The 20,798-nt window shown below is 73.3% G+C and carries 26 protein-coding genes; 14 read left to right on the top strand and 12 right to left on the bottom strand.

What is annotated here, in order from left to right; all coding sequences use genetic code 11:
• Positions 1-176 precede the first annotated feature (176 nt).
• Together CFP66_RS27610 and CFP66_RS27605 are read left to right on the top strand one after the other, a co-directional pair.
• Positions 177-1,547: a hemolysin family protein gene (locus tag CFP66_RS27610; protein WP_094928097.1), complete on the top strand. Its 1,371-nt coding sequence runs from the start codon at positions 177-179 to the stop codon at positions 1,545-1,547.
• Complete coding sequence (locus CFP66_RS27605) at positions 1,544-2,542, top strand: hemolysin family protein (RefSeq protein ID WP_094928096.1); 999 nt, start codon at positions 1,544-1,546, stop codon at positions 2,540-2,542. The genes CFP66_RS27610 and CFP66_RS27605 overlap by 4 nt, the downstream gene beginning before the upstream one ends.
• 3 nt (positions 2,543-2,545) lie before the next feature.
• On the opposite strand, the gene CFP66_RS27600 is transcribed toward CFP66_RS27605, so the two are convergent.
• Complete coding sequence (locus CFP66_RS27600) at positions 2,546-3,943, bottom strand: glycine--tRNA ligase (RefSeq protein WP_094928095.1); 1,398 nt, start codon at positions 3,941-3,943, stop codon at positions 2,546-2,548.
• A 197-nt stretch (positions 3,944-4,140) separates the two neighbouring features.
• Between CFP66_RS27600 and CFP66_RS27595 the strand changes: the two genes are divergently transcribed.
• The 5 genes from CFP66_RS27595 (at position 4,141) to CFP66_RS27575 (ending at position 7,283) form a co-directional block, all read left to right on the top strand.
• Positions 4,141-4,611 (top strand): hypothetical protein, encoded by a 471-nt coding sequence (locus tag CFP66_RS27595; RefSeq protein ID WP_094928094.1) that lies wholly within the window; start codon positions 4,141-4,143, stop codon positions 4,609-4,611.
• Positions 4,608-4,991, top strand: coding sequence for a transcriptional regulator (locus tag CFP66_RS27590; protein ID WP_233159762.1), 384 nt, complete (start codon positions 4,608-4,610; stop codon positions 4,989-4,991). Before CFP66_RS27595 ends, CFP66_RS27590 begins: the two co-directional genes overlap by 4 nt.
• 75 nt (positions 4,992-5,066) lie before the next feature.
• A complete protein-coding gene (locus tag CFP66_RS27585; RefSeq protein ID WP_094928193.1) occupies positions 5,067-5,408 on the top strand; it encodes a helix-turn-helix transcriptional regulator in 342 nt (113 codons plus the stop codon).
• A gap of 1 nt (position 5,409) precedes the next feature.
• Positions 5,410-6,033 carry an SRPBCC family protein gene (locus CFP66_RS27580; RefSeq protein ID WP_094928092.1) on the top strand — a complete coding sequence of 208 codons (624 nt, stop codon included), beginning with the start codon at positions 5,410-5,412 and terminating at the stop codon, positions 6,031-6,033.
• 68 nt (positions 6,034-6,101) lie between these two features.
• Complete coding sequence (locus CFP66_RS27575; protein WP_158228236.1) at positions 6,102-7,283, top strand: winged helix DNA-binding domain-containing protein; 1,182 nt, start codon at positions 6,102-6,104, stop codon at positions 7,281-7,283.
• Between the two features lie 15 nt (positions 7,284-7,298).
• Here the strand turns inward: CFP66_RS27575 and CFP66_RS27570 are convergent, their stop codons facing one another.
• Positions 7,299-7,613, bottom strand: a complete 315-nt coding sequence (locus CFP66_RS27570) for an antibiotic biosynthesis monooxygenase (RefSeq protein ID WP_094928090.1) — start codon at positions 7,611-7,613, stop codon at positions 7,299-7,301.
• A 97-nt stretch (positions 7,614-7,710) separates the two neighbouring features.
• Here CFP66_RS27570 and CFP66_RS27565 point away from each other — a divergent pair, with 97 nt between their 5' ends.
• From CFP66_RS27565 to CFP66_RS27555, 3 genes are all read left to right on the top strand, one after another.
• Complete coding sequence (locus CFP66_RS27565) at positions 7,711-8,115, top strand: helix-turn-helix transcriptional regulator (protein WP_094928192.1); 405 nt, start codon at positions 7,711-7,713, stop codon at positions 8,113-8,115.
• Positions 8,112-8,540: a Fur family transcriptional regulator gene (locus CFP66_RS27560; protein WP_094928089.1), complete on the top strand. Its 429-nt coding sequence runs from the start codon at positions 8,112-8,114 to the stop codon at positions 8,538-8,540. The genes CFP66_RS27565 and CFP66_RS27560 overlap by 4 nt, the downstream gene beginning before the upstream one ends.
• Before the next feature lie 285 nt (positions 8,541-8,825).
• The gene (locus tag CFP66_RS27555) at positions 8,826-9,011 is read left to right on the top strand and encodes a DUF1918 domain-containing protein (protein WP_094928088.1); all 186 of its coding nucleotides are present in this window, start codon (positions 8,826-8,828) and stop codon (positions 9,009-9,011) included.
• Between the two features lie 108 nt (positions 9,012-9,119).
• Here the strand turns inward: CFP66_RS27555 and CFP66_RS27550 are convergent, their stop codons facing one another.
• From CFP66_RS27550 to CFP66_RS27535, 4 genes are all read right to left on the bottom strand, one after another.
• Complete coding sequence (locus tag CFP66_RS27550) at positions 9,120-9,320, bottom strand: hypothetical protein (protein ID WP_094928087.1); 201 nt, start codon at positions 9,318-9,320, stop codon at positions 9,120-9,122.
• Positions 9,321-9,430: 110 nt separating this feature from the next.
• Positions 9,431-9,622, bottom strand: coding sequence for a hypothetical protein (locus CFP66_RS27545; protein ID WP_094928086.1), 192 nt, complete (start codon positions 9,620-9,622; stop codon positions 9,431-9,433).
• Positions 9,623-9,689: 67 nt separating this feature from the next.
• Entirely contained in the window at positions 9,690-10,091 is a 402-nt protein-coding gene (locus tag CFP66_RS27540; RefSeq protein WP_094928085.1) for a hypothetical protein, read from the bottom strand.
• Positions 10,088-10,873, bottom strand: coding sequence for an isoprenyl transferase (locus tag CFP66_RS27535; protein ID WP_233159761.1), 786 nt, complete (start codon positions 10,871-10,873; stop codon positions 10,088-10,090). The genes CFP66_RS27540 and CFP66_RS27535 overlap by 4 nt, the downstream gene beginning before the upstream one ends.
• 96 nt (positions 10,874-10,969) lie before the next feature.
• Between CFP66_RS27535 and CFP66_RS27530 the strand changes: the two genes are divergently transcribed.
• From CFP66_RS27530 to CFP66_RS27520, 3 genes are read left to right on the top strand one after another with little or no spacing between them, the layout of a single operon-like run.
• The gene (locus CFP66_RS27530) at positions 10,970-11,752 is read left to right on the top strand and encodes a DedA family protein (RefSeq protein WP_094928083.1); all 783 of its coding nucleotides are present in this window, start codon (positions 10,970-10,972) and stop codon (positions 11,750-11,752) included.
• Between the two features lie 9 nt (positions 11,753-11,761).
• A complete protein-coding gene (locus CFP66_RS27525; protein ID WP_094928082.1) occupies positions 11,762-12,886 on the top strand; it encodes a sensor histidine kinase in 1,125 nt (374 codons plus the stop codon).
• Positions 12,877-13,521 carry a response regulator transcription factor gene (locus tag CFP66_RS27520; protein WP_094928081.1) on the top strand — a complete coding sequence of 215 codons (645 nt, stop codon included), beginning with the start codon at positions 12,877-12,879 and terminating at the stop codon, positions 13,519-13,521. Before CFP66_RS27525 ends, CFP66_RS27520 begins: the two co-directional genes overlap by 10 nt.
• 4 nt (positions 13,522-13,525) lie before the next feature.
• Here the strand turns inward: CFP66_RS27520 and recO are convergent, their stop codons facing one another.
• Both recO and CFP66_RS27510 read right to left on the bottom strand, forming a co-directional pair.
• Positions 13,526-14,296 carry a DNA repair protein RecO gene (gene recO / locus CFP66_RS27515; protein WP_094928080.1) on the bottom strand — a complete coding sequence of 257 codons (771 nt, stop codon included), beginning with the start codon at positions 14,294-14,296 and terminating at the stop codon, positions 13,526-13,528.
• A 111-nt stretch (positions 14,297-14,407) separates the two neighbouring features.
• Positions 14,408-15,469 (bottom strand): TetR/AcrR family transcriptional regulator, encoded by a 1,062-nt coding sequence (locus CFP66_RS27510; protein WP_094928079.1) that lies wholly within the window; start codon positions 15,467-15,469, stop codon positions 14,408-14,410.
• Between the two features lie 100 nt (positions 15,470-15,569).
• On the opposite strand from CFP66_RS27510, the gene CFP66_RS27505 reads away from it, so the two are divergent.
• Positions 15,570-16,748: a cytochrome P450 gene (locus CFP66_RS27505; RefSeq protein ID WP_094928078.1), complete on the top strand. Its 1,179-nt coding sequence runs from the start codon at positions 15,570-15,572 to the stop codon at positions 16,746-16,748.
• A gap of 76 nt (positions 16,749-16,824) precedes the next feature.
• On the opposite strand, the gene era is transcribed toward CFP66_RS27505, so the two are convergent.
• The 4 genes from era to CFP66_RS27485 are packed head-to-tail and all read right to left on the bottom strand — an operon-like array spanning position 16,825 to position 20,798.
• Positions 16,825-17,754 (bottom strand): GTPase Era, encoded by a 930-nt coding sequence (era, locus tag CFP66_RS27500; protein WP_094928077.1) that lies wholly within the window; start codon positions 17,752-17,754, stop codon positions 16,825-16,827.
• Positions 17,751-19,016 (bottom strand): L-2-hydroxyglutarate oxidase, encoded by a 1,266-nt coding sequence (lhgO, locus tag CFP66_RS27495; protein WP_094928076.1) that lies wholly within the window; start codon positions 19,014-19,016, stop codon positions 17,751-17,753. Before lhgO ends, era begins: the two co-directional genes overlap by 4 nt.
• Positions 19,013-19,381 carry a cytidine deaminase gene (locus CFP66_RS27490; RefSeq protein WP_094928075.1) on the bottom strand — a complete coding sequence of 123 codons (369 nt, stop codon included), beginning with the start codon at positions 19,379-19,381 and terminating at the stop codon, positions 19,013-19,015. Before CFP66_RS27490 ends, lhgO begins: the two co-directional genes overlap by 4 nt.
• A complete protein-coding gene (locus tag CFP66_RS27485) occupies positions 19,365-20,798 on the bottom strand; it encodes a hemolysin family protein (RefSeq protein ID WP_233159760.1) in 1,434 nt (477 codons plus the stop codon). Before CFP66_RS27485 ends, CFP66_RS27490 begins: the two co-directional genes overlap by 17 nt.

Genomic DNA, 20,798 nt, shown 5'->3' with positions numbered 1-20,798 from the left:
CGTGTGACACGATCCTGCGGCGCTCGCGGAACTTCCCCGCCGCCGCCACCGTTGATCCGGACATCGCGCCCGCAACGGGGCGTCGATCTGCCCGCACCGACGACAGGAACAATGGACCCCGCAGACAGTACCGGCGCCGTCCTCGCAGGACGGCGCACCGCCCGGGCCGGTAGCCCGTGACCGTTCTCGTACTCAACATCCTCCTGGGCGTTCTCGTGGTCGTCGCGATCACCGCCCTCACCGGGTACTTCGTGGCCCAGGAGTTCGGCTACATGGCCGTGGACCGCTCCCGGCTGAAGTCCCGCGCGAACGCAGGCGATGTCGGTGCGCAACGCGCGCTCGGCATCACCCGCCGCACCTCCTTCATGCTCTCCGGTGCGCAGCTGGGCATCACCGTCACCGGCCTGCTGGTCGGTTACGTGGCCGAGCCGCTGATCGGCGAGGGCGTCGCAGGCCTGCTCGGTGGCACCGGCGTCCCCACGGGCCTCGGTGTCGCGGTCGGCGCGGTCGTCGCGCTGCTCGTGGCCACCGTCGTGCAGATGGTGTTCGGCGAGCTGTTCCCGAAGAACCTCGCGATCGCCCGGCCCGAGCCGGTGGCCCGCGCACTCGCGCTGTCCACCTCGGTGTACCTCGCGACGTTCGGCTGGCTCATCCGCATGTTCGACGCCGCCTCGAACCTGCTGCTCAAGGTGCTGCGCATCGAACCGGTGCACGACGTCGAGCACGCGGCGACACCGCGTGACCTGGAAGCGATCATCGACGAGTCCCGCGACAGCGGCGACCTCGACGACGAGATGTCCACCCTGCTCGACCGGGTGCTCGACTTCACCGATCGCACCGCCCGTGCGGCGATGATCCCGCGACCGAAGGTCACGTCCGTCCCGGCGCACGCCACCGTCGCCGAGCTCGTCGAGGTCATGGCCTCGGGCCACTCACGCCTGCCGGTCATCGGGACGAGTCCCGACGACGTCGTGGGCGTCATCTGCCTGCGCGACGTGCTCTCCCTCGACGACCGCACCGACCTCGCGACGCTGCGCGTCGCCGACGTCGCCCGCACCCCCGTCCTCGTCCCCGCGTCGCTCCCGCTGCCCACCGTGCTCGACCGCCTCCGCGACGCCGACGACGAGTTCGCCGTGGTCGTCGACGAGTACGGCGGGCTCGCCGGCGTGATCACCACCGAGGACATCGCGGAGGAGCTCGTCGGCGAGATCACCGACGAGCACGACCCCGCTGGGTCGGACGACACGGCCGTCGGCGACGGGGAGTGGACCGTGCCCGGCACGCTCGCCGTGGAGGAGGCGGAACGCCTGCTCGACGCGGACCTGCCCGACGGCGAGTACCGGACCGTCGGCGGCCTCGTGATCGACGAGCTGCAGCGGCTCCCCCGGCTGGGCGACAGCGTGCGGATCACGCTGTCGAACCCCTCGCTCAGCGAGGAGGGCGAGCCCCCGCGCTCCCTGGCCCTCACGGTGCTCGCCCTCGAACGCCGCGTGCCCTCGTCCGTGCGGATGGCGTGGGCGGACGAGAGCTCGGAGTCCACGTCATGAGCACCGGTGCCGCACTCGGCGTCTCCGCGCTGCTGATCGCGCTGAGCGCGTTCTTCGTCGCGATCGAGTTCGCGCTCGTCGCGGCTCGCCGCTACCGCCTCGAGGAGGCCGCCGCCCGCAGCGCGTCGGCACGCGCGGCGCTCAAGTCCGCGAAGGACCTGTCGCTGCTGCTGGCGGGCTCGCAGCTGGGCATCACGCTGTGCACCCTCGGGCTCGGTGCGATCGGCAAGCCGGCCGTCGAGGAGCTGCTGCACCCGCTGTTCACCGGCCTGGGCGACCCGTGGACGACCATCATCTCGTTCGTCCTCTCGCTGCTGGTCGTGACGTTCCTGCACCTCGTCGTGGGCGAGATGGCCCCCAAGTCCTGGGCCATCGCACACCCCGAGCGCTCGGCCACGCTGCTTGCGCTGCCGATGCGCGGCTTCATGGTCCTCACCCGGCCGATCCTGGTCGGGCTGAACGGCATGGCGAACTGGTGCCTGCACCGGGTGGGCGTCGAGCCCGTCGACGAGCTGGCGAGCGGGCACAACCCCGACGACCTGCGCGAGCTGGTCGAGCACTCCGCCACGGCGGGCGCGCTCGACCCGGAGCGCCGCGACCAGATCGTCACCGCGCTCGAGCTGGACCGGGTGCCGCTGCGCGAGGTCGTCCGGCCGCGCTCGGAGGTGGCGGGGGTGCCCGCCGACGCCGACGCGGCCGCGATCCGCGCCGCGGCGCGCGACAGCGGCCACCTGCGCCTCGTCGTCGGCGACGCGGACGGGCACGCGGTCGGTGTCGTCCACGTGCGGGACGCGCTGGCCGTCCCCGGCGGCACCACGGCGCGCGAGCTGATGCGCCCGGTCCGGACGCTGGCAGCCGACCTCCCGATCCACGACGCGCTAGGCGCGATGCGCGCCGAGCACACCCAGATAGCCCTGGTGGAACACGATGGATCGGTAATAGGCCTGGTAACCCTGCACGACCTGCTGGACCGCCTGCTCCCGGCCCCCGCCTGACGGTCAGCAGCCCAGTAGGCGGGCGCCCAGGTAACTCTCCACCTGGTCCAGCCCCACTCGTTCCTGGCTCATCGAGTCGCGCTCGCGGATCGTCACGGCCTGGTCCGTCAGGGTGTCGAAGTCGACCGTGATGCAGAACGGGGTGCCGATCTCGTCCTGGCGGCGGTAGCGGCGCCCGATCGCGCCGGCGTCGTCGAACTCGACGTTCCAGTGCTTGCGCAGCGCCGTGGCGAGGTCGCGGGCCTTCGGCGAGAGGTCCGAGTTTCGCGACAGCGGCAGCACGGCGGCCTTGACGGGCGCGAGGCGCCGGTCCAGGCGCAGCACCACGCGCTTGTCGACACCGCCCTTGGCGTTGGGCGCCTCGTCCTCGGTGTAGGCCTCCACGAGGAACGCCATCATCGAGCGGCCGACGCCCGCCGCCGGCTCGATGACGTAGGGCTTGTAGCGGGTGCCCGAGGCCTGGTCGTAGAACGACAGGTCCACACCCGAGTGGTTCGAGTGCGTGGTGAGGTCGAAGTCGGTGCGGTTGGCCACGCCCTCCAGCTCACCCCACTCCGAACCCGAGAAGCCGAACCGGTACTCGATGTCGACGGTGCGCTTCGAGTAGTGGGAGAGCTTCTCCTTCGGGTGCTCGTAGTGGCGCAGGTTGTCCGCGTCGATACCGAGGTCGGTGTACCAGCGCGTGCGCTCGTCGATCCAGTACTGGTGCAGCTCCTCGTCGGAGCCCGGCTCGACGAAGTACTCCATCTCCATCTGCTCGAACTCGCGCGTGCGGAAGATGAAGTTGCCCGGCGTGATCTCGTTGCGGAAGCTCTTGCCCATCTGGCCGATGCCGAACGGCGGCTTCTTGCGCGACGTGGTCTGCACGTTGAGGAAGTTGACGAAGATGCCCTGCGCGGTCTCCGGGCGCAGGTAGGCCAGGCCCTCCTCGGACTCCACCGGGCCGAGGTAGGTCTTGAGCATCATGTTGAAGTCGCGCGGCTCGGTGTACTGGCCGCGGTTGCCGCAGTTCGGACAGGGCACGTCGGTCAGGTCGTCCTCGGCGACGTTCTTGCCGGTGCGCTCGCTGTACTCCTCGGCCAGCTGGTCGGCCCGGAAGCGGCGGTGGCAGCTCAGGCACTCGACCAGCGGGTCGGTGAACACGCCGACGTGGCCCGACGCCACCCAGACCTGGCGGGGCAGGATCACCGAGCTGTCGAGGCCGACGACGTCGTCCCGGCTGGTGACCATGTACTTCCACCACTGCCGCTTCAGGTTCTCCTTGAGCTCCACGCCCAAGGGCCCGTAGTCCCAGGCCGAGCGGGTACCGCCGTAGATCTCTCCCGACGCGAAGACGAAGCCGCGGCGCTTGGCGAGCGCGACGATGGTGTCGATCTTTGCGGAAGACGGCTTGCTGGCCACGAGTGACTCCAGGAGGACGGATGGTGAGCGTCCAGCGTATCCGCCGTCCCCCAGCGGATCCCCGAGCCCCGTCGGCGCGGCGGGGCGTCGTCGCGGTGCGGCGCGGCGAAAGCCCGTTCCCGTCGCCCTGCGGATACTTGCCACCGAGGAATCCTTCTTGATACTTTCCCGTCAGGAAGGTTTTCGGAGGGGGTGTGATGGTGGACAGGGAGCAGGCCCAGGACGCGCTCGCGGAGATCCGGGGTCGCCAGGACGAGGTGTCGGCGATCGCCTGGCGGGAGTTCGCCCCGTCCTGGTGGGTCGCGGCGGCCTCGGTACTGCTACTCGGCTCGGCGGCACTCCAGGACGTCCGGATGCAGTTCCCGTCCTGGAACGGCACGGTGCTGCGGTGGGTCGTCCCCCTCCTGGTGCTGCTCGCCCTTGCGCTGCTGGGCGTGCTGGCCCAGCGCCGCATGCGGCTGCGACCCGACCGTTCGACGGGCCGGGCGGCAACCGCGTTCGCGGTGCTCGCCGTGGCGTGCCTGCTGCTGACGATCGGGATCGGGACCTGGCTGCGGAGCAACGACGTGCCGTGGGACCAGACGCTCTCGCTCGGCGCCGCGCTACCGGTCGTGCTGGTCGTCGGATCAGCATGGCGCGCCGTCGAACTGCGACGGGCGGGCCGGTGACCACACCCGCCCACCCCGCGGGCTTCAGCGAGCTGATCCACGCCCCGACCCGGCTGTCGCTCGTCTCGCTGCTCTCGGCGACCCGCTGGATCGAGTTCGGACGCCTGCGCGACACCTTGGCGCTGACCGACTCGGCACTGTCCAAACAGGTCACCACCCTCGAACGGGCCGGGTTCGTCGCGGTGCACCGCAACGGCATCGGCCGCGGCAAGCGGATGCACGTCCGGCTCACCCCGGAGGGCCGTTCGGCGTTCCTCACCCACGTGGCCGCACTGCAGGCGATCGTGGAGCGAGGCAGCGACGACCCCGACGCGGCCGCGGATCCCGACGCAGACCTGCCGGAGATCCCCCCGCTCGACACCGGGCGCCCGACGCACTGACGGCGGGAGCACCCACGGGTGCGCGCAGCCTTAGACAGGCTCGACTTATATAAGCAGACGCTGTACATTGCGATGGTGCACGCGTTCGACGTCCTCGGCGACCCGGTCCGCCGCCGGATCCTGGAGCTGCTGGCCGAGGGCGAGCAGACCTCCGGGGCGGTCACCGCGGTCGTCCGCGCCGAGTTCGGCATCTCCCAGCCCGCGGTGTCGCAGCACCTGAAGGTCCTGCGCGAGAACGGCTTCGCCACCGTGCGCGCCGAGGGCACGCGCCGGCTCTACGAGGTGCGGCACGAACCACTGCAGGACGTCGACGCGTGGCTGACCCCCTTCCGCCGTTACTGGACGCCCCGGCTGGCCGCCCTGGCCACCGAGATCGCGCGCGGCAAGCGGGGGCGCCGCGACCAACCCGAGGAGTGACATGTTCGAGATCGACCCGCAGATCAGCGCCGTACGCCGCCAGGTCGGTACGGCCGAGCGCGACGGCAAGGAGGCCAAGGTCGTCACGATCAGCCAGGCCTACGACACCGACGTCGACGACCTCTGGGAGGCCTGCACCACCCCTGATCGCCTGGCCCGCTGGTTCGCCCCCGTGTCCGGAGACCTGCGCCTGGGCGGGCGCTACCGGATCGAGGGCAACGCCGAAGGCACGGTGCAGCGCTGCGATCCGCCCAAGAGCTTCTCGCTGACCTGGGAGTTCGGCGGCGGGACCAGCTGGGTGGAGGTCCAGCTCTCCCCCGAGCCGGACGGCGGCTCGCGCTTCGAGCTGGCGCACACCGCGTACCCCGAGGAGCACTGGGAGCAGTACGGACCGGGCGCGGTCGGGCTGGGGTACGACATCGCCCTGGCCGCACTGGCCCTGCACCTGCGCACCGCCGCGGCCACCAACGACCAGCAGCACGAGGCCTGGTGGTCCTCGGACGAGGGCAAGCGGTTCCTGGCCGTCGCGGGCGAGCGCTGGTACGAGGCCGACGTGGCCGGCGGCACGCCGCCGGAGACGGCCCGCGGCGCCGCCGACCGCACGATCGCGGCCTACACCGCCTGAACCCGGCACACCGACTCCTGCCGTCGCGCAGAAGTCGGTGTGCCACCGTGCTCTGGCAGTCTCGCCGCGTGCCTCCCCGCCAGATCGACGCCGCCGAACGCCGAGCCCGCCTCGCCGTCCGCCACCGGCTCACCCCCGCCGGGCGCACCGACGACGTCGTCGCGATCGCCGACGACCTGGCCGGCCTGCATTCCACCGACCCCGTCACGGTGCACCTGTCCGCCGCCGCGCGCATGCGCCACCCGCGGCTGCCCGCCGTGGACGAGGCGCTCTACTCCGAGCGCACTCTCCTGCGCCACCACGCGATGCGCCGCACGCTGTGGGTCCTCGGCGCCGGGCTCGCCCGGGCGGCACACCACGCGTCCACCGTCACGCTGCTGGCGCGGCAGCGCACTCTGCTGCGCGACGCCGTCACCGGTGCCGGGCTGGGCCCGGACCCCGACCGCTGGGTCGCCGCCGCTTCCGACGAGATCCTCGCCGTGCTCACCGCCGACGGCCCGCTGAGCGCCCGGGAGCTGGGCACGCGGGTGCCCCACCTCGCGGTGCCGCTCACGATCGGCTCCGGCCGGCAGGTCGCCACCCAGGCCGCGCACACCCGCGTGCTGCTGGTGCTGGGCTTCGAGGGGCGCGTGCTGCGCGCCCGGCCCACCGGCACGTGGATCAACGGGCAGTACCGCTGGGCGGCGGCGAGCGCATGGGCGCCCGAGTTCGCCGCACCGCTCGACGCGCAGGCCGCCGCCGCCACCCTCGCGCGGTCGTGGCTGCGCGCGTTCGGCCCCGGCACCCGCGCCGACCTGGCCTGGTGGGCCGGCTGGACGGTCGCGACCACGAAGCGCGCGCTGGCCGACGTCGGCGCGGTCGAGGTCGCCCTCGACGAGGGCCCGGGTTACGTGCTGCCCGACGACGTCGACGCGGTGGGCCCCGCGGAGCCGTTCGTGGCGCTGCTGCCCGGGCTCGACCCGTCCACGATGGGCTGGAAGCAGCGTGCCTTCCACCTCGAGCCGACCCACGTACCGCTCCTGTTCGACCGCAACGGCAACGGCGGCCCGACCGTCTGGGTCGACGGCCGCATCGTCGGCGGCTGGGTCCAACGCGCCGACGGCACGCTGGCCGTGCGGGTGCTGGAGGACGTGGGCGCCGAGCGGCAGGCCGAGATCGAGAAGTCGGCCCACGCCCTGGAGGCGCTGCTGGGCGAGGTCCGCTTCACACCCCGCTTCCCGGCCCCCCTCCAGACGGAACTACGCCCATGAACCGCGGAGGGGCGCTCAGGCGCGAAGGCTCTCGTGCTGCTCGACGCTGCCGGCCTTCGCCCGCAGCAGCGTCTCGAACGTCGCCGGTTCGTCGGCCAGGGCTTCGGACAGCAGCGGCACCACGTGCTCGCGCACCGGGAACGGCGAGAGCGCCCGGCGGTAGGCGTCCACCGAGGCGAACCGGACGGTGAGCACCCAGCGGTCCGGCTCGTCCACCGAGCGCCCCAGCTCGCCCCCGAGGCACCCGTCCGCCGTGGTGAGCAGCTCCAGCGCCGTGCGGGCGCGGGCGAGGAGATCGGGGGTCGTGGCGAACCGGCAGACGAGAAGCACACCCCCAGCCTTCCAGGACACGCCTACGATGGAGCTGCGGCCCGGACGGACGGAGCACCGGGGAGCGCGGCCGCCGCTCCCGGGGATGGGGACGCCGATGTCGATCGTCGCAGGTACCGGGCCCGCCGGTCCGGCCGCCGCTGGTGGCGAGCTGGCCGCCGACGATCACCTCGAGCACGTCGACGGACACCCCGCTTCCACCCCTGCGCCGGTGCGCACCCCGCGCACCCTGGCCGCCGCGGGGGACCTGCTGCGGGCGCTGGCCGCCCCGGTGCGGATCGCGGTGGTGCTGCAGCTGTTGGAGTCCGACCGTTGCGTGCACGACCTCGTCGACGCGCTGGGGGTCGCCCAGCCGCTGATCAGCCAGCACCTGAGGGTGCTGAAGTCGGCGGGCGTGGTGCGGGGCGAGCGCCGCGGGCGCGAGGTGGTGTACTCCCTGGTGGACGACCACCTCGCGCACATCGTGGTCGACGCGGTCGCACACGTGGAGGAGGGCCGATGAACACGAGCACGGACGGGCAGGCGCCCACCACCCGCGCGCTGCGCGCCACGCGGCAGCGGGCCGCGGTGTCGGCCCTGCTGGACCGGCTGGAGGACTTCCGCTCGGCCCAGGAGATCCACGAGGAGCTGCGCCGCACCGGCGAGGGGATCGGGCTCACCACGGTCTACCGCACCTTGCAGACGCTCTCCGACGGCGGCGAGGTCGACGTGTTGCGCACCGGCTCGGGTGAGGCCGTCTACCGCCGCTGCGCCACCGCCGAGCACCACCACCACCTCGTCTGCCGCCGCTGCGGTCACACCGTGGAGATCGAGGGGCCCGCCGTGGAGACCTGGGCCCAGCGCGTGGCCGAGGCGCACGGGTTCGTGGAGCTGAGCCACACGGCCGAGGTGTTCGGTCTCTGCAAGGAGTGCGGCACAGCCCGCTGACTCCTCCCGATCGGGGAACCGGGATTCGCATGACGAACGGCACTCTCGTCGGCCAGGTGCCCGCGAGCTGCCTCCACGGTTGAGCGGAACACCAGGGTCGTCCACGCATGATCGAACTGCGCTGGTGTCCCGCATTCCCGCGCGGACCGCGCTCCGGGCGGGTCGAGCTGCGCGTCCAGGTCCGCGGTAGCCGATGGGAGGAAGGGGCGGAAACAACCTGGACCCGACCGGCCGGCTGCGGGAGCATCGGAGGCAGCCGAATCGGAGGAAGGGGATGACCTACCGATGGAGGCACGAACGGGAGACCGCATCGTGGTGGAGGGCACCGTCGTCGACCAGGCGCGGCGCGAGGGCGAGGTCCTCGAGGTGATCGGCTCCGGCGACCGCACGTGCTATCGCGTGCGGTGGCAGGACGGGCACGAATCGATCTTCCAACCCGGCCCCGGCGCGCACGTCGCGCCGGGTGGATGACAAGCCGTGATCCGCAGTGTCGGTTGTCCACCGTCGCGCGGACAGCGATGAGCAACCGATTCCGCAGATCTTGAGGCCCATCGGGCCGATGCGTACGTGGGCTTCCGGTCAGTGCCGGACGGAGCCGCCCTCGGCAGCCGGTTGACGGGTGAGCGCCCCGATCGCGTCGTGGCCGCCACCCACCGCGCCGAGCACGGCCCGGACGAGCAGGTCGACCCGCGCTCCGACCTCACCCGCGACACCCGAGCAGTTCAGGGTCGGGGAGTCCGCCGGCAGGTCGTGGACCTCGTGGAGCAGCGCCAGGTACACCCGACGACACCAGGCCGGATCCGCCGACTCCCCGCGCTCGTCGAAGCGAGGGGCGCCGTGGTGAACATCAGCTCCGAGAGCGCCCGCCGCCCGTGGACGGCACCGCTGCCCTACTCGAGCGCCAAGGCCGCCCCCATGATGGTGGGCGAGGACGGGTTCGGCGCGAAGCTGGCGGCGAACCTGGGCATCGACCACGACACCTTCGTGGCGGCCATGCCCGAGCAGAACGGGATGCTCACCATGACCCTGATCGACCCCGACGAGATCGCCCGGGCCGTGCTGCTGCTGGCCTCCCCGACCATGCCGAGCGCGATCGGTCAGAAAACTGGGCCGTCGACGCGGGGGCCACCAAGGTCGTGTGAGGCGTCCTCAGTCCTCGACCAACGCGGCCCGCAGGGTCGAGGCGCCGCTCACCACGAGCATCAGCAGGGTGCCCATCGCCTTCTCGTCGAGCCCCATGGCAGGGAAGGCGTAGCGCCAGGTGACGTCCCAGCCGGCCTCGCCGCGGATCACCCGCGGCGTGCCGAACAGGCCCTCACCCACGCCCGTCGCCACCCGCATGGGCACGTCGGACTCCGCGGGCAGGTCCCAGGCCACCACGCACGACAGGTTGAGGACCGGGAGGCCCTCCTCCAGTTCCATGCCCTGCAGCGCGCACACGACGCCACCGTGGGCGAAGGTCAGCGCACCGTCCTCGTCGGCGGTGACGTCGTGGAAGCGCTCCAGCGCCGCCTTCGCGACGGCGAGCATCTCCGGGATGATCTCGGTCATGATGCGGCTCCTGGGGTATCGAGTGCGGCCCCGAAGCGACGGTCGCGCCGAGCGTAGATGTCGACGGCCTCCCACAGGTGGCGGCGGTCGAAGTCGGGGAAGAGCGTGTCGAGGAACACCATCTCGGCGTAGGCCGACTGCCAGAGCAGGAAGTTCGAGGTGCGCTGCTCGCCCGACGAGCGTACGAACAGGTCGACGTCGGGCATGTCCGGCTCGTCGAGGTAGCGGGCGATCGTCCGCTCGTCGATCTTGTCGGGCTTGATGCGGCCCTCGGCGACGAGCCGGGCGACCTGCTTGACCGCGTCGGCGATCTCGGCCCGCCCGCCGTAGTTGACGCACAGGGTGACGGTCAGTCCCGGGTTGTCCTTCGTCCGCTCCTCGGCGACCTCGAGCTCCTTGATCACCGAGCGCCACAGCCGCGGGCGTCGCCCGGCCCAGCGCACACGCACGCCCATGGCGTCCATCTCGTCGACGCGGCGGCGGATCACGTCGCGGTTGAAGCCCATGAGGAAGCGCACCTCGTCGGGGCTGCGCTTCCAGTTCTCCGTGGAGAAGGCGTAGACCGAGAGCCACCGGACCCCGATGTCGATCGATCCGCGCACCACGTCCATGAACGCGGCCTCGCCGCGGCGGTGCCCCTCCACGCGGGGCAGGCCGCGGGCGTTGGCCCAGCGGCCGTTGCCGTCCATCACCAGCGCGACGTGCTGCGGCACCAGTTCGCGCGGGATCGCCGGCGGTCGCGCGCCGGACGGGTGCGGCGACGGGGGCTGGAACCGGGTCACGGTGGTCACCCTAAGGGCCGGGGTGGGGGAAACCTCAGGGCGCCTGCGGCGATCACCCCACTCCGGGCATACCGCCCAGGCCATTAGCGTGGAGGCATGACCGCCACCGCCCCACAGCTGGACGGGATCGTCGGTTGGGTCGTCGACCTCATGGAGGCGCTCGGCGCCCCAGGCGTCGGCCTCGCGATCGCACTCGAGAACGTGTTCCCCCCATTGCCCAGCGAGGTCTTCCTGCCGTTGGCGGGCTTCGCCGCCGCGCGCGGCGACCTGAGCCTGGTCGCCGCCATCGTCTGGACGACGATCGGCTCCGTCGTCGGCGCACTCGCGCTGTACGGGCTGGGCGCCGCGCTCGGCCGGGACCGGCTGCGCGCGATCGTCGACCGGATGCCGCTGGTCGATCTGAAGGACGTCGACAAGGCCGAGCAGTGGTTCGCCCGGCACGGCGCGAAGGCGGTGTTCTTCGGCCGGATGGTGCCGCTCGTGCGGAGCATGATCTCGGTGCCCGCGGGCGTGGAACGCATGAACTTCGCGCTGTTCCTCGCCCTCACCGCGGCCGGCAGCCTCATCTGGAACTCCGCGTTCGTCCTCGCCGGCTACGTGCTCGGCGACAACTGGCACGTCGTCGAGCAGTACGCGGGCATCGCCTCGAAGCTGGTGCTCGTGGCGGTCGTGGTCGCCGTCGTCGTGTTCGTGGCGCGCCGGATCCGCGCGCGCAAGCGCCGGCCCGAGCCTGTCGACGACGCCCCGACGGAGCGGATCCCGGTGGTGCCCGCGCAGGGCCGGCCGCCCACGACGGGGGTGGGCGACGTCACCGAGCGGATGTCGGCGGTGCCGCCGGACGCGGCTCGGCCGCCGCGGCCCGGTCCTCCCCGCCAGTAGCCTCCGAGCGTGACGAGCGTGCGGACCGGGGCCGGACTCGTCCTCGGCACCGTCTCCGCGGCGGCGCACCTGCTGCTCGCGCTCCCCCTCGCCGTCGCCCTGCTGGTGCCGGCGCTGCGTCCCGCCGCCGGACGGCTCGGTGGCCGGCTCGCGGCGCTCGAACGCCGCCGCGTCACGGCGCTGCTGGGCGGCACCGGCGGGAGCCCCGCCGCGTCACAGGGGCGGGCCCTGCGCTACCTCGCGTCCCGGATCCCCGCCGGGCTGCTCGGTGGCGCGGTTCTGGCCCTGCTCGGCCTCGGGGCGTGGTACGCGGTGACGATCCTCTGGTCGTGGGCCACCGGCACGCGCTGGCTCGGCGAGGACACCGAAGAGGTGATCACCGGCACGGTCGTCGCCTACTACAGCGTCCCCGGCGCCGTACTGCTCTACCTCGCCCTGGCCGGCGCGGGCGGGGTCGCGCGGTGGGAACGCCTGCTGCTGGCCCGGCTGCTCGCGCCGTCGCGGGAGGAACGGCTCGCGCAGCGCGTCGAGGAGCTCGCCCGCACGCGGGACGCGGTGGTCGCCGCCGTCGACGACGAGCGCCGCCGCATCGAGCGTGACCTGCACGACGGCGTCCAGCAGCGGCTGGTGGCGCTGGGCATGCTGCTCGGCCGGGCGCGCCGCCACCCCGACCGCGCCGACGAGCTCGTCGCGCAGGCCCACGACGCGGCCCAACGCGCGCTCGTCGAGCTGCGGGACGTGTCGTGGCGGGTCTACCCCGCGGCCCTGGACACCGGCGGCCTGGCCACCGCGCTGGAGTCCGTGGCCGAGCGCGCGCCACTGCCGGTCCGCATCCACTGCGAGATGGCCGGCGAACCGCCTGCCGACGTCCGCACGGTCGCGTGGTTCGTGGTCAGCGAGGCGGTGACGAACGCGGCAAAGCACTCAGGCGCGAGCGACGTCGACGTGTCCGTGCGGACAGCGGACGGCCTGCTGCGGGTGACCGTCCGCGACGACGGGCGCGGCGGCGCCGACCCGTCCGGCGGCGGGCTGGCGGGGCTCGCCCGCCGGGTCGAGGCCGCCGACGGCACCTTCCGCGTCCAGAGCCCGCCGGGCGGGCCCACCACCGTCGAGACGGAGCTGCCGTGCGCGTGACCATCGCCGAGGACTCGGCCCTGCTGCGCGAGGGGCTGGTCCGGCTGCTCGTCGACGAGGGCCACGAGGTGCTCGCCGCCGTCGGTGACGCGCGCGCCCTGCTCGGGGCCGTCGAGCGGGAGCAGCCCGACGTCGTCGTCGCCGACGTCCGGATGCCGCCCGGCCACAGCGACGAGGGCGTCGTCGCCGCGCTGGAGATCCGGCGGCGCTGGCCGCAGGTGGGCGTGCTCGTGCTGTCGCAGTACGTGGAGCGACGGCACACCGCGCAGCTGATCGGCGGCGACGGCGGCCGCGTCGGCTACCTGCTCAAGGACCGGGTCGCGCAGGTCGGGGAGTTCCTGGACGCGCTGGAGCGGGTCGGGGCGGGCGGCGCGGCGTTCGACCCCGAGGTGGTGCGCCAACTGCTCGCCGCCGGCACCCACGCCGACCCGCTCTCCCGGCTCACCCCGCGCGAGCGCGACGTGCTCGACGCCATGGCCGAGGGGCTGACCAACATCGGTACCGCCGAGCGGCTGCGGATGTCGGTCAGCGCGGTGGAGAAGCACGTGGCGTCGATCCTCGGGAAGCTGGGCATCCCGGAGACGGCCGGCTACAGCCGCCGCGTGCTGGCGGTGCTGCGGTACCTGGGTTCGTGACCGCTCAGCTCGGCGCCGGGGGTGAGTGCGCGCGGTCGACGGTAGCCCGGCGTTCCACCAGCGGCAGGGACCGCAGCTGCCGCTCCAGGTGCCACTGCAGGTGCGCCGCCACCAGGCCGCTGGTGTCGCGGCGGGTGGCGGGAACGGCGGCGTCGGCGGTCTCCCAGTCCCCGTGCAGCAGGGCGTCGAGCAGCGCGAACGTCTCCCGGGACGGCACCACCGATCCCGGCGGGCGGCAGCGCGGGCACACGGCTCCCCCGGCGGCGATGTTGAACGCCGGGTGCGGGCCGGGCTCGGCGCAGCGCGCGCACTCGCTGATCGCGGGCGCCCAGCCTGCGTGGGTCATCGCGCGCAGCAGGAACGCGTCCAGCACGAGCGAGGCGTCGCGCTCTCCGTCGGCCAGGGCTCGGATCGCGCCGACCAGCAGCAGGTAGACGCGCAGCGCGGGCTCGCCCTCCTCGGAGACGAGCCGGTCGGCGGTCTCCAGGATCGCGCAACCGGACGTGTAGCGGGGGTAGTCGCCGAGGATTCCGGCGCCGAAGGCGTCGACGGTCTCGGCCTGGGTGATGATGTCCAACGACCTGCCCGTGTAGCACTGCACGTCGACGTGGTTGAACGGCTCCAGCCGGGCACCCCAGCGCGACCGCGTGCGCCGCACCCCCTTGGCCACGGCACGCACCTTCCCGCGGCGGCGGGTGAGCAGCGTGACGATGCGGTCGGCCTCGCCGAGCTTCTGTACCCGCAGCACCAGCCCGGTGTCGCGGTAGAGGCTCACCGCACGCCCTCGCTGACGCGAGGTCGGCGCTTCGCGCGGGCGCTGTGCCGATGGTTCGCTCGCTGACGCTCGCTCACCCGCGCAGCCTACGGCGCAGTGTCGCGGTCCGGGTCACGGCGCGGCGCCCGTCGCCACGGAGTGGCAGGCGCCCCGCCCGTCGGCCCGGGCGACGACCCGCCCGCCCGCCACGCGCACCGCAGCCTCGGTGCCGTCGCTGACCGCGCGCTCCCCCGCCGCGGCGGCCACCGCGCCGGTCGGGTCGACGACGACCTGCAACCGCGGCCAGGCGGCGACGGGCACGGCGGCGCGCAGGTCGCGGCACAGTTCGGCGATCACGAGCCGGGCGAGCGGCAGCAGCTCCGCGGGTTCGCTGCTGACCAGCACGGCGGTGACGGCGGCGCCCCGCGGCGCGGCCCGCACCGCCTCCTCGACGGCCGCAGCCCGGTGCAGGCCGAGGACGGTCACCACACCGTCTGCGGCGAGATCGGCTGGAGCGCCGCGCAGCGCGTCGGTGGCGGCAGGCGGCGCCCACGGCACGTCGTCGGGACGCGCCTTCGCGGCGTAGGGCAGGTGCGGGGGCGCCCAGGTGTCGTCCAGGTCCAGGTCGGCGAGCTGCGCGCAGACGGCCGTGAGGTCGAACGGGTCGGCGAAGCCGGGCGCGACCACGGCGAGCTGCCCAGCTCCGTGCAGGGCCGTCAGCGCCGCCCGGGCGACGCGGACCCGGCGCGCCCCCGGCTCCAGCCCTTCGAGCGCGAGGCCCAGCAGTACCGCGGCCAGCTCCGTCAGCTGCGCGTACGGCTCGCGCGTCCGCTCGTCGGCGAGCACCTCCGACACGAGGTCGGCGCCCAGCCGGTCCACGCCGTCGACCTCGGCGACGAGCGGGAGCCGGGCGAGCCGGGCCCGCGCGAACGCGCCCAGCGCGGCCCGCACGGTCGCGGCCTCGGCCGGGGACGAGGCCGGCGCGCGCTCGGACAGGTCGGCCAGCACCGCGAAGAACAGGGCGCGTTTGCCCGGGAAGTTGGAGTAGACGGCCCCGCGCGTGAGCTCGGCGGCCTCGGCGATCACGTCGATCTTCGCGTCCCGGAAGCCGCGCTCGGCGAACTCCTGGCGGGCGGCGGCCAGCACCCGGGCACGGTTGTGCTCCTGCATCTCGGCTCTCGTCCGCCGCGCCATCGGTGACCTCCCCCGCCTTGCCCTTCACGCCGGACGGACGATACCGTCACCATCCAGATGATGTGACCATCTGTTATGAACATCTGAAAGGGATCGCGCCATGCTGCCCGAGATCGACCTCGCCGACCCCGTCGTGCTGCACGACCCGTTCCCCGCCTACGACCGCGCCCGGGAAGCAGGCCCCGTCGCGCGGCTGCTCGTGCCCGGGTTCCCGATGTGGGCCGTCACCCGCCACACCGAGGCCCGGGCGGTGCTCACCGACCCGCGGTTCGCACTCGGGCCCGACAGCTACGCGCTGCGTCCCGACATCCCCGAGCGCTGCCGGCCCTACCTGCGCTCGATGGGCGAGATGGAGGGGCCGGAGCACACGCGGCTGCGGAAGCTCGTGGCGCCCGCGTTCACCGCCCGACGCGCGGCCACGCTCCGGCCGCGGATCGGGCGGATCGTCCACTCCCTGCTCGACGACCTGGAGCAGAAGGCCGCCGCCGGGCCGGTGGACCTGGTCACCACCGTCGCCCGGCCGCTACCGATCGAGGTGATCTGCGAGCTGGTCGGTGTCCCGGAGGCCGGCCGGCCCCGTTGGCGGGAGTTCGGCGCGGTCATCGCGGCCGGCAACGGTCCCGCGTTCGCCGAGGCCGTGCCCGGCATCGTGGACGGTGCGATCGCGGCCGTCGCGGCCCGGCGCGCCGAGCCCGGGGACGACCTGATCTCCGAGCTGGTCCGGGCGCAGGCCGAGGACGGCGACCGGCTGTCGGACACCGAGCTCGTGTCGCTCGTGTGGCAGCTGGTGCTGGGCGGCCAGACCCCGGCCAACCTCGTCGCCAACGCCGTGGAGGCGCTGCTGGCCCACCCCGACCAGCTCGCCGCGCTACGCGTCGACCCCACCCTCGCACCCGGGGCCGTCGAGGAGCTGATGCGCTGGTGCGGCCCACAGTTGCTGACGGTCCCCCGGTTCCCCTCCGAGGACGTGGAGGTCGGCGGCACGCGGATCCCCGCGGGCGAACCGGTGACCGTCGCGATCGCCGCGGCGAACCGCGACCCGCGCGTGTTCGCCGACCCGGACGTGCTGGACCTGCGCCGCACCCCAGGCCCGGCCGGGCACCTCGGCTTCGCCCACGGGGCGCACTTCTGCCTCGGCGCAGGCCTCGCCCGGGTGCAGACGCAGGTAGCCCTCACCGCCCTGCTGGAACGCTTCCCGGAACTGGCGCCGGCAGGCCCGGCGCAGCGGGCCCCGGACGGCGGCACCTGGCGCCTGGCAGACCTCCCGGTCACGCTCTGAGAACGCCGCCCCGCAACGAACGGCACTTCCGTCGCTACCTAGCCGACGAAAGTGCCGTTCGTTCGGGATGGGGCCCTCAGAAGCCCAGTTTGCGCAGTTGTCTCGGGTCGCGTTGCCAGTCTTTTGCGATCTTCACGTGCAGGTCCAGGAAGACCTTCGTGCCCAGTAGGGCCTCGATCTGCCTACGCGAGTCGCCGCCCACCTGGCGCAGCCGCTCCCCGCCCTTGCCGATCACGATGCCCTTCTGGCTGGAGCGTTCGACGTAGATGTTGGCCATGATGTTGAGCATCGGCTCGGCCTTCGGGTGGCGGCCCTCGCGGGGAGCCATCTCCTCGATCACCACGGCGATCGAGTGCGGCAGCTCGTCGCGCACGCCCTCCAGCGCCGCCTCGCGGATCAGCTCCGCCACGAGCGTCTCCTCCGGCTCGTCGGTGAGCTCGCCGTCCGGGTAGAGCGGCGGGCCCTCCGGCAGCCGGGCCACGAGCAGGTCGGCGAGCACGTCGACCTGGAACCCGTTGACGGCCGAGCAGGGCACGACCTCTGCGAACTCCATGAGCGCGCTGAGCTGGGTGAGCCGCTCGGCGATCTGCTCGGGCCGCGCCTTGTCGGTCTTCGTGACCACGCCCAGCACCGGCGTGCGGTGGGCCACCGAGCGCAGCTCGTTGACGATGAACTCGTCGCCGCGGCCCACCGGCTGGTCGGCCGGCACGCAGAAGCCGATCACGTCGACCTCGGCCCAGGTCTCGCGGACCACGTCGTTGAGCCGGCTGCCGAGCAGCGTGCGCGGCTTGTGCAGGCCCGGCGTGTCGACGACGACGAGCTGCGCGTCCGGCCGGTGCACGATCCCGCGGATCGCGTGCCGCGTGGTCTGCGGCCGGCTGGAGGTGATCGCGATCTTCTGGCCGATGAGGGCGTTGGTCAGCGTGGACTTGCCCGCGTTGGGCCGGCCCACGAAGCAGGCGAACCCGGACCGGAAGCCCTCCGGGACGGACGCGAACCCGGTCACGACGCCGTCAACGGGGCGAGCTTCTCGCCGGTCAGCTTCTCCACGATCTCCCGGCCGATCGGCAGCGCCGCGGTGGCCGCGGGAGACGGGGCGTTCAGCACGTGCAGCACGGAGCCGGGGGCGCCCAGGCCACCGGAACCGGACTGCTCGACGAACAGGAAGTCGTCGACGAGCGTGCCGTCGGCCTTCACCGCCTGCGCACGCACACCGGCGCCGGCCGGATGCAGGTCCTCCGCGCGCACGTCGGGCAGCATCCGCTGGATCTGCTTCACCATCGCACCCCGCGACAGCGACCGGTGCATCTCGCCGAAGCCGTACTTCCAGTGCTTCTGCGCGACCTTGAGCATGCCCGGGTAGGTGATCGTGGCCAGGAACTCCTTGGGCTTGATCGTGCCCCACGAGTAGCCCTCGCGCGCGAGCGCGAGCACCGCGTTCGGACCGGCGTGCACGCTCCCGTCGACGCCGCGGGTGGCGTGCACCCCCAGGAACGGGAACGCCGGGTCGGGCACCGGGTAGATCAGGCCCTTGACCATCTCGGCGGCGCGGTTGCTGAAGCCGGAGTACTCCCCGCGGAACGGGATGATCCGCACGCCGGGATCGACGCCGGCCGCCTTGGCGACCTCGTCGCAGCGCAGGCCCGCGCACACGACGACCTGCTTCCCGAGCAGCTCACCGTCGTCGGTGCGCACCACGACGTCGGACGCGCGCGGCAGGATCTGGCGCACCGCCCGGCCCAGGTGGATCTCCCCACCCTCCTTGCCCACGAGCTCGCCGATCTTCTCCGCGACCGCCCGGTAGTCGGTGACCCCGGTGGAGGGCACGTAGAGGGCCGCGATGCCGCGCACGTGCGGCTCGTGCTCGCGCATGCCGGCCTGGTCCAGCTCGTGGTTCTCCACGCCGTTGGCGTCACCGCGGCGCTTGAGCTCCGCCATCCGCGGGAGCTCATCGGTCTCGGTGGCCACGACCAGCTTGCCGGTGCGCTCGTGCGGGAGGTCGTGCTCGCGGCAGAACGCGATCGTCTCGGCGCACCCGGCCACCGCGAGGCGGGCCTTGTAGCCGCCCGGCGCGTAGTACAGCCCGGAGTGGATGACGTTGGAGTTGTTGCCGGTCTGGTGCGAGGCGAGGCGCGGCTCGCGCTCGACGACGGCCACCGAACGGCCGGTGCGGGCCACGGCGTGCGCGGTGGCGAGGCCGACGATGCCGCCGCCGACCACGACGACGTCGAAGGACGGGGTGCTGGACGAGGGGGAGCTGGAGGTCATGAAGCGGTCTCCGAGGTGTGGATCTGGACGACGGCGCCCGAGGTGTCGGCGCGGAGGACGGGGGCGGCGGGCGCGAGGTCGAACACCGCGTTGAGCGAGCCGCTGTCGATCATCGCGGCGTCGGTGACCACGGCGGCCGCCTCGAACCCGGGCGCCCCGCTGGACACGGCGGCCGCCACGGCCGCCTGCAGGGCTGTGAGCTGCAACGACGGCAACGCGACGGAGGCGGCGGCGTACGTGCGACCGTCGGCGTCGCGCACCGCGGCGCCCTCGGCCGCGCCGGTGCGGGCGCGCGCCGACCGCGCCAACGTGACGAGCTTGGCGTTCTCGGGGTCGAGCCCCTCGGGCTCAGCCGGAACGGACATGGTCACTGCCTCCGCTTCGCTTCGGCGAGCTCGCGGGCCCCGTGAGGCGCTCCGCGCTCTCCTCCCGCTGGTCGGCCCGCTCGACCGGCGCCTCGTCCGAGACGGCCGGTTCGACGGGCTCCACCAGCACCGTGTTGATCCGCACGCGGCCGCGGGCGTCCTTGCCGCCCTCGGCCAGCATCCGCAGGCCCGCGACCTCGGCCTCCGCACCCGGCAGCGGCACCCGGCCGAGCTGCTGGGCGAGCAGGCCGCCGACGGTGTCGACGTCGGCGGCCTCCAGCACCTCGGCGAGGTCGTCCTCCCGGCCGTTCTCGCCGTCCGGCCCGCCGAACAGCTCCGCGAGGTCGCTGACCGGCAGCCGTGCGGAGAGCCGGAGCCGCCCGCCGTCGAGCTCCTCGACGTCGGGCACCTCCCCGGAGTCGTACTCGTCGGTGATCTCGCCGACGATCTCCTCGAGGATGTCCTCGATCGTCGCCACGCCCGCGGTGCCGCCGTACTCGTCCACCACGATCGCCAGGTGGTTGCGGTCGGCCTGCATCTCCTTGAGCAGCTCGTCCACGCGCTTGGTGTCGGGCACCAGCACCGCGGGGCGCATCACCTCGACGAGCGGGGCCTCGGGCGTCTCGACCTGCGCGCGGACGAGGTCCTTGAGGTAGGCCACGCCGATGATGTCGTCGATGTTCTCGCCGAGCACCGGGATGCGGGAGTAGCCGCTCTTCAGCGCCAGGCGCAGCACCTTGTCGACGGGTGTGCCCCGGTCGGTCCACACGACGTCCGGGCGCGGCACCATCACGCCGCGCACCAGGGTGTCGCCCAGCTCGAAGACCGAGTGGATCATCTGCCGCTCGTCCTCGTCGACGACGCCGCTGGTGCTGGCCATGTCGACGAGCTCGCGCAGCTCGACCTCGGAGGAGAACGGGCCCTGCCGGAAGCCCTGGCCCGGGGTGATCGCGTTGCCGACCAGGATCAGCAGCTCGGTGAGCGGGCCGAGCAGGATGGCGAGCGCCCGCACCGGGGCCGCGACGAGCATGCCGACGCGGTAGGGGTGCTGGCGGCCGAGGGTGCGCGGACCCACCCCGATGAGCACGTAGCTGACCACCAGCATGATCGCGCCCGCCGTGAGGCCGCCGGCCCAATCGCGATCGAAGATCTGGATGAGCGCGATCGCCAGCAGCACGGTGGCGGCCGTCTCCGCGGCCAGCCGCAGCAGCAGGAGCAGGTTGACGTGGCGCGGCCGGTCGGCGGCCACCGTGGCGAGCGCGCGCGCCCCCGGCCGGCCGGCGCGGACCAGCGCGTCGACCCGGGCGCGCGACACCGAGTTCAGGGCGGCGTCGGCGGCGGCGAACAGCCCGGCCAGCGGCACCAGCAGGACCGCGATGACGATCAGCGGGATGGTGCCCGACAATGCGGAGGACAC

Source organism: Pseudonocardia sp. MH-G8 (genome assembly GCF_002262885.1).
Classification (GTDB): domain Bacteria; phylum Actinomycetota; class Actinomycetes; order Mycobacteriales; family Pseudonocardiaceae; genus Pseudonocardia.
Note: the sequence above shows the minus strand (reverse complement) of the source record. Positions and strands in the feature narration are given on the sequence as shown.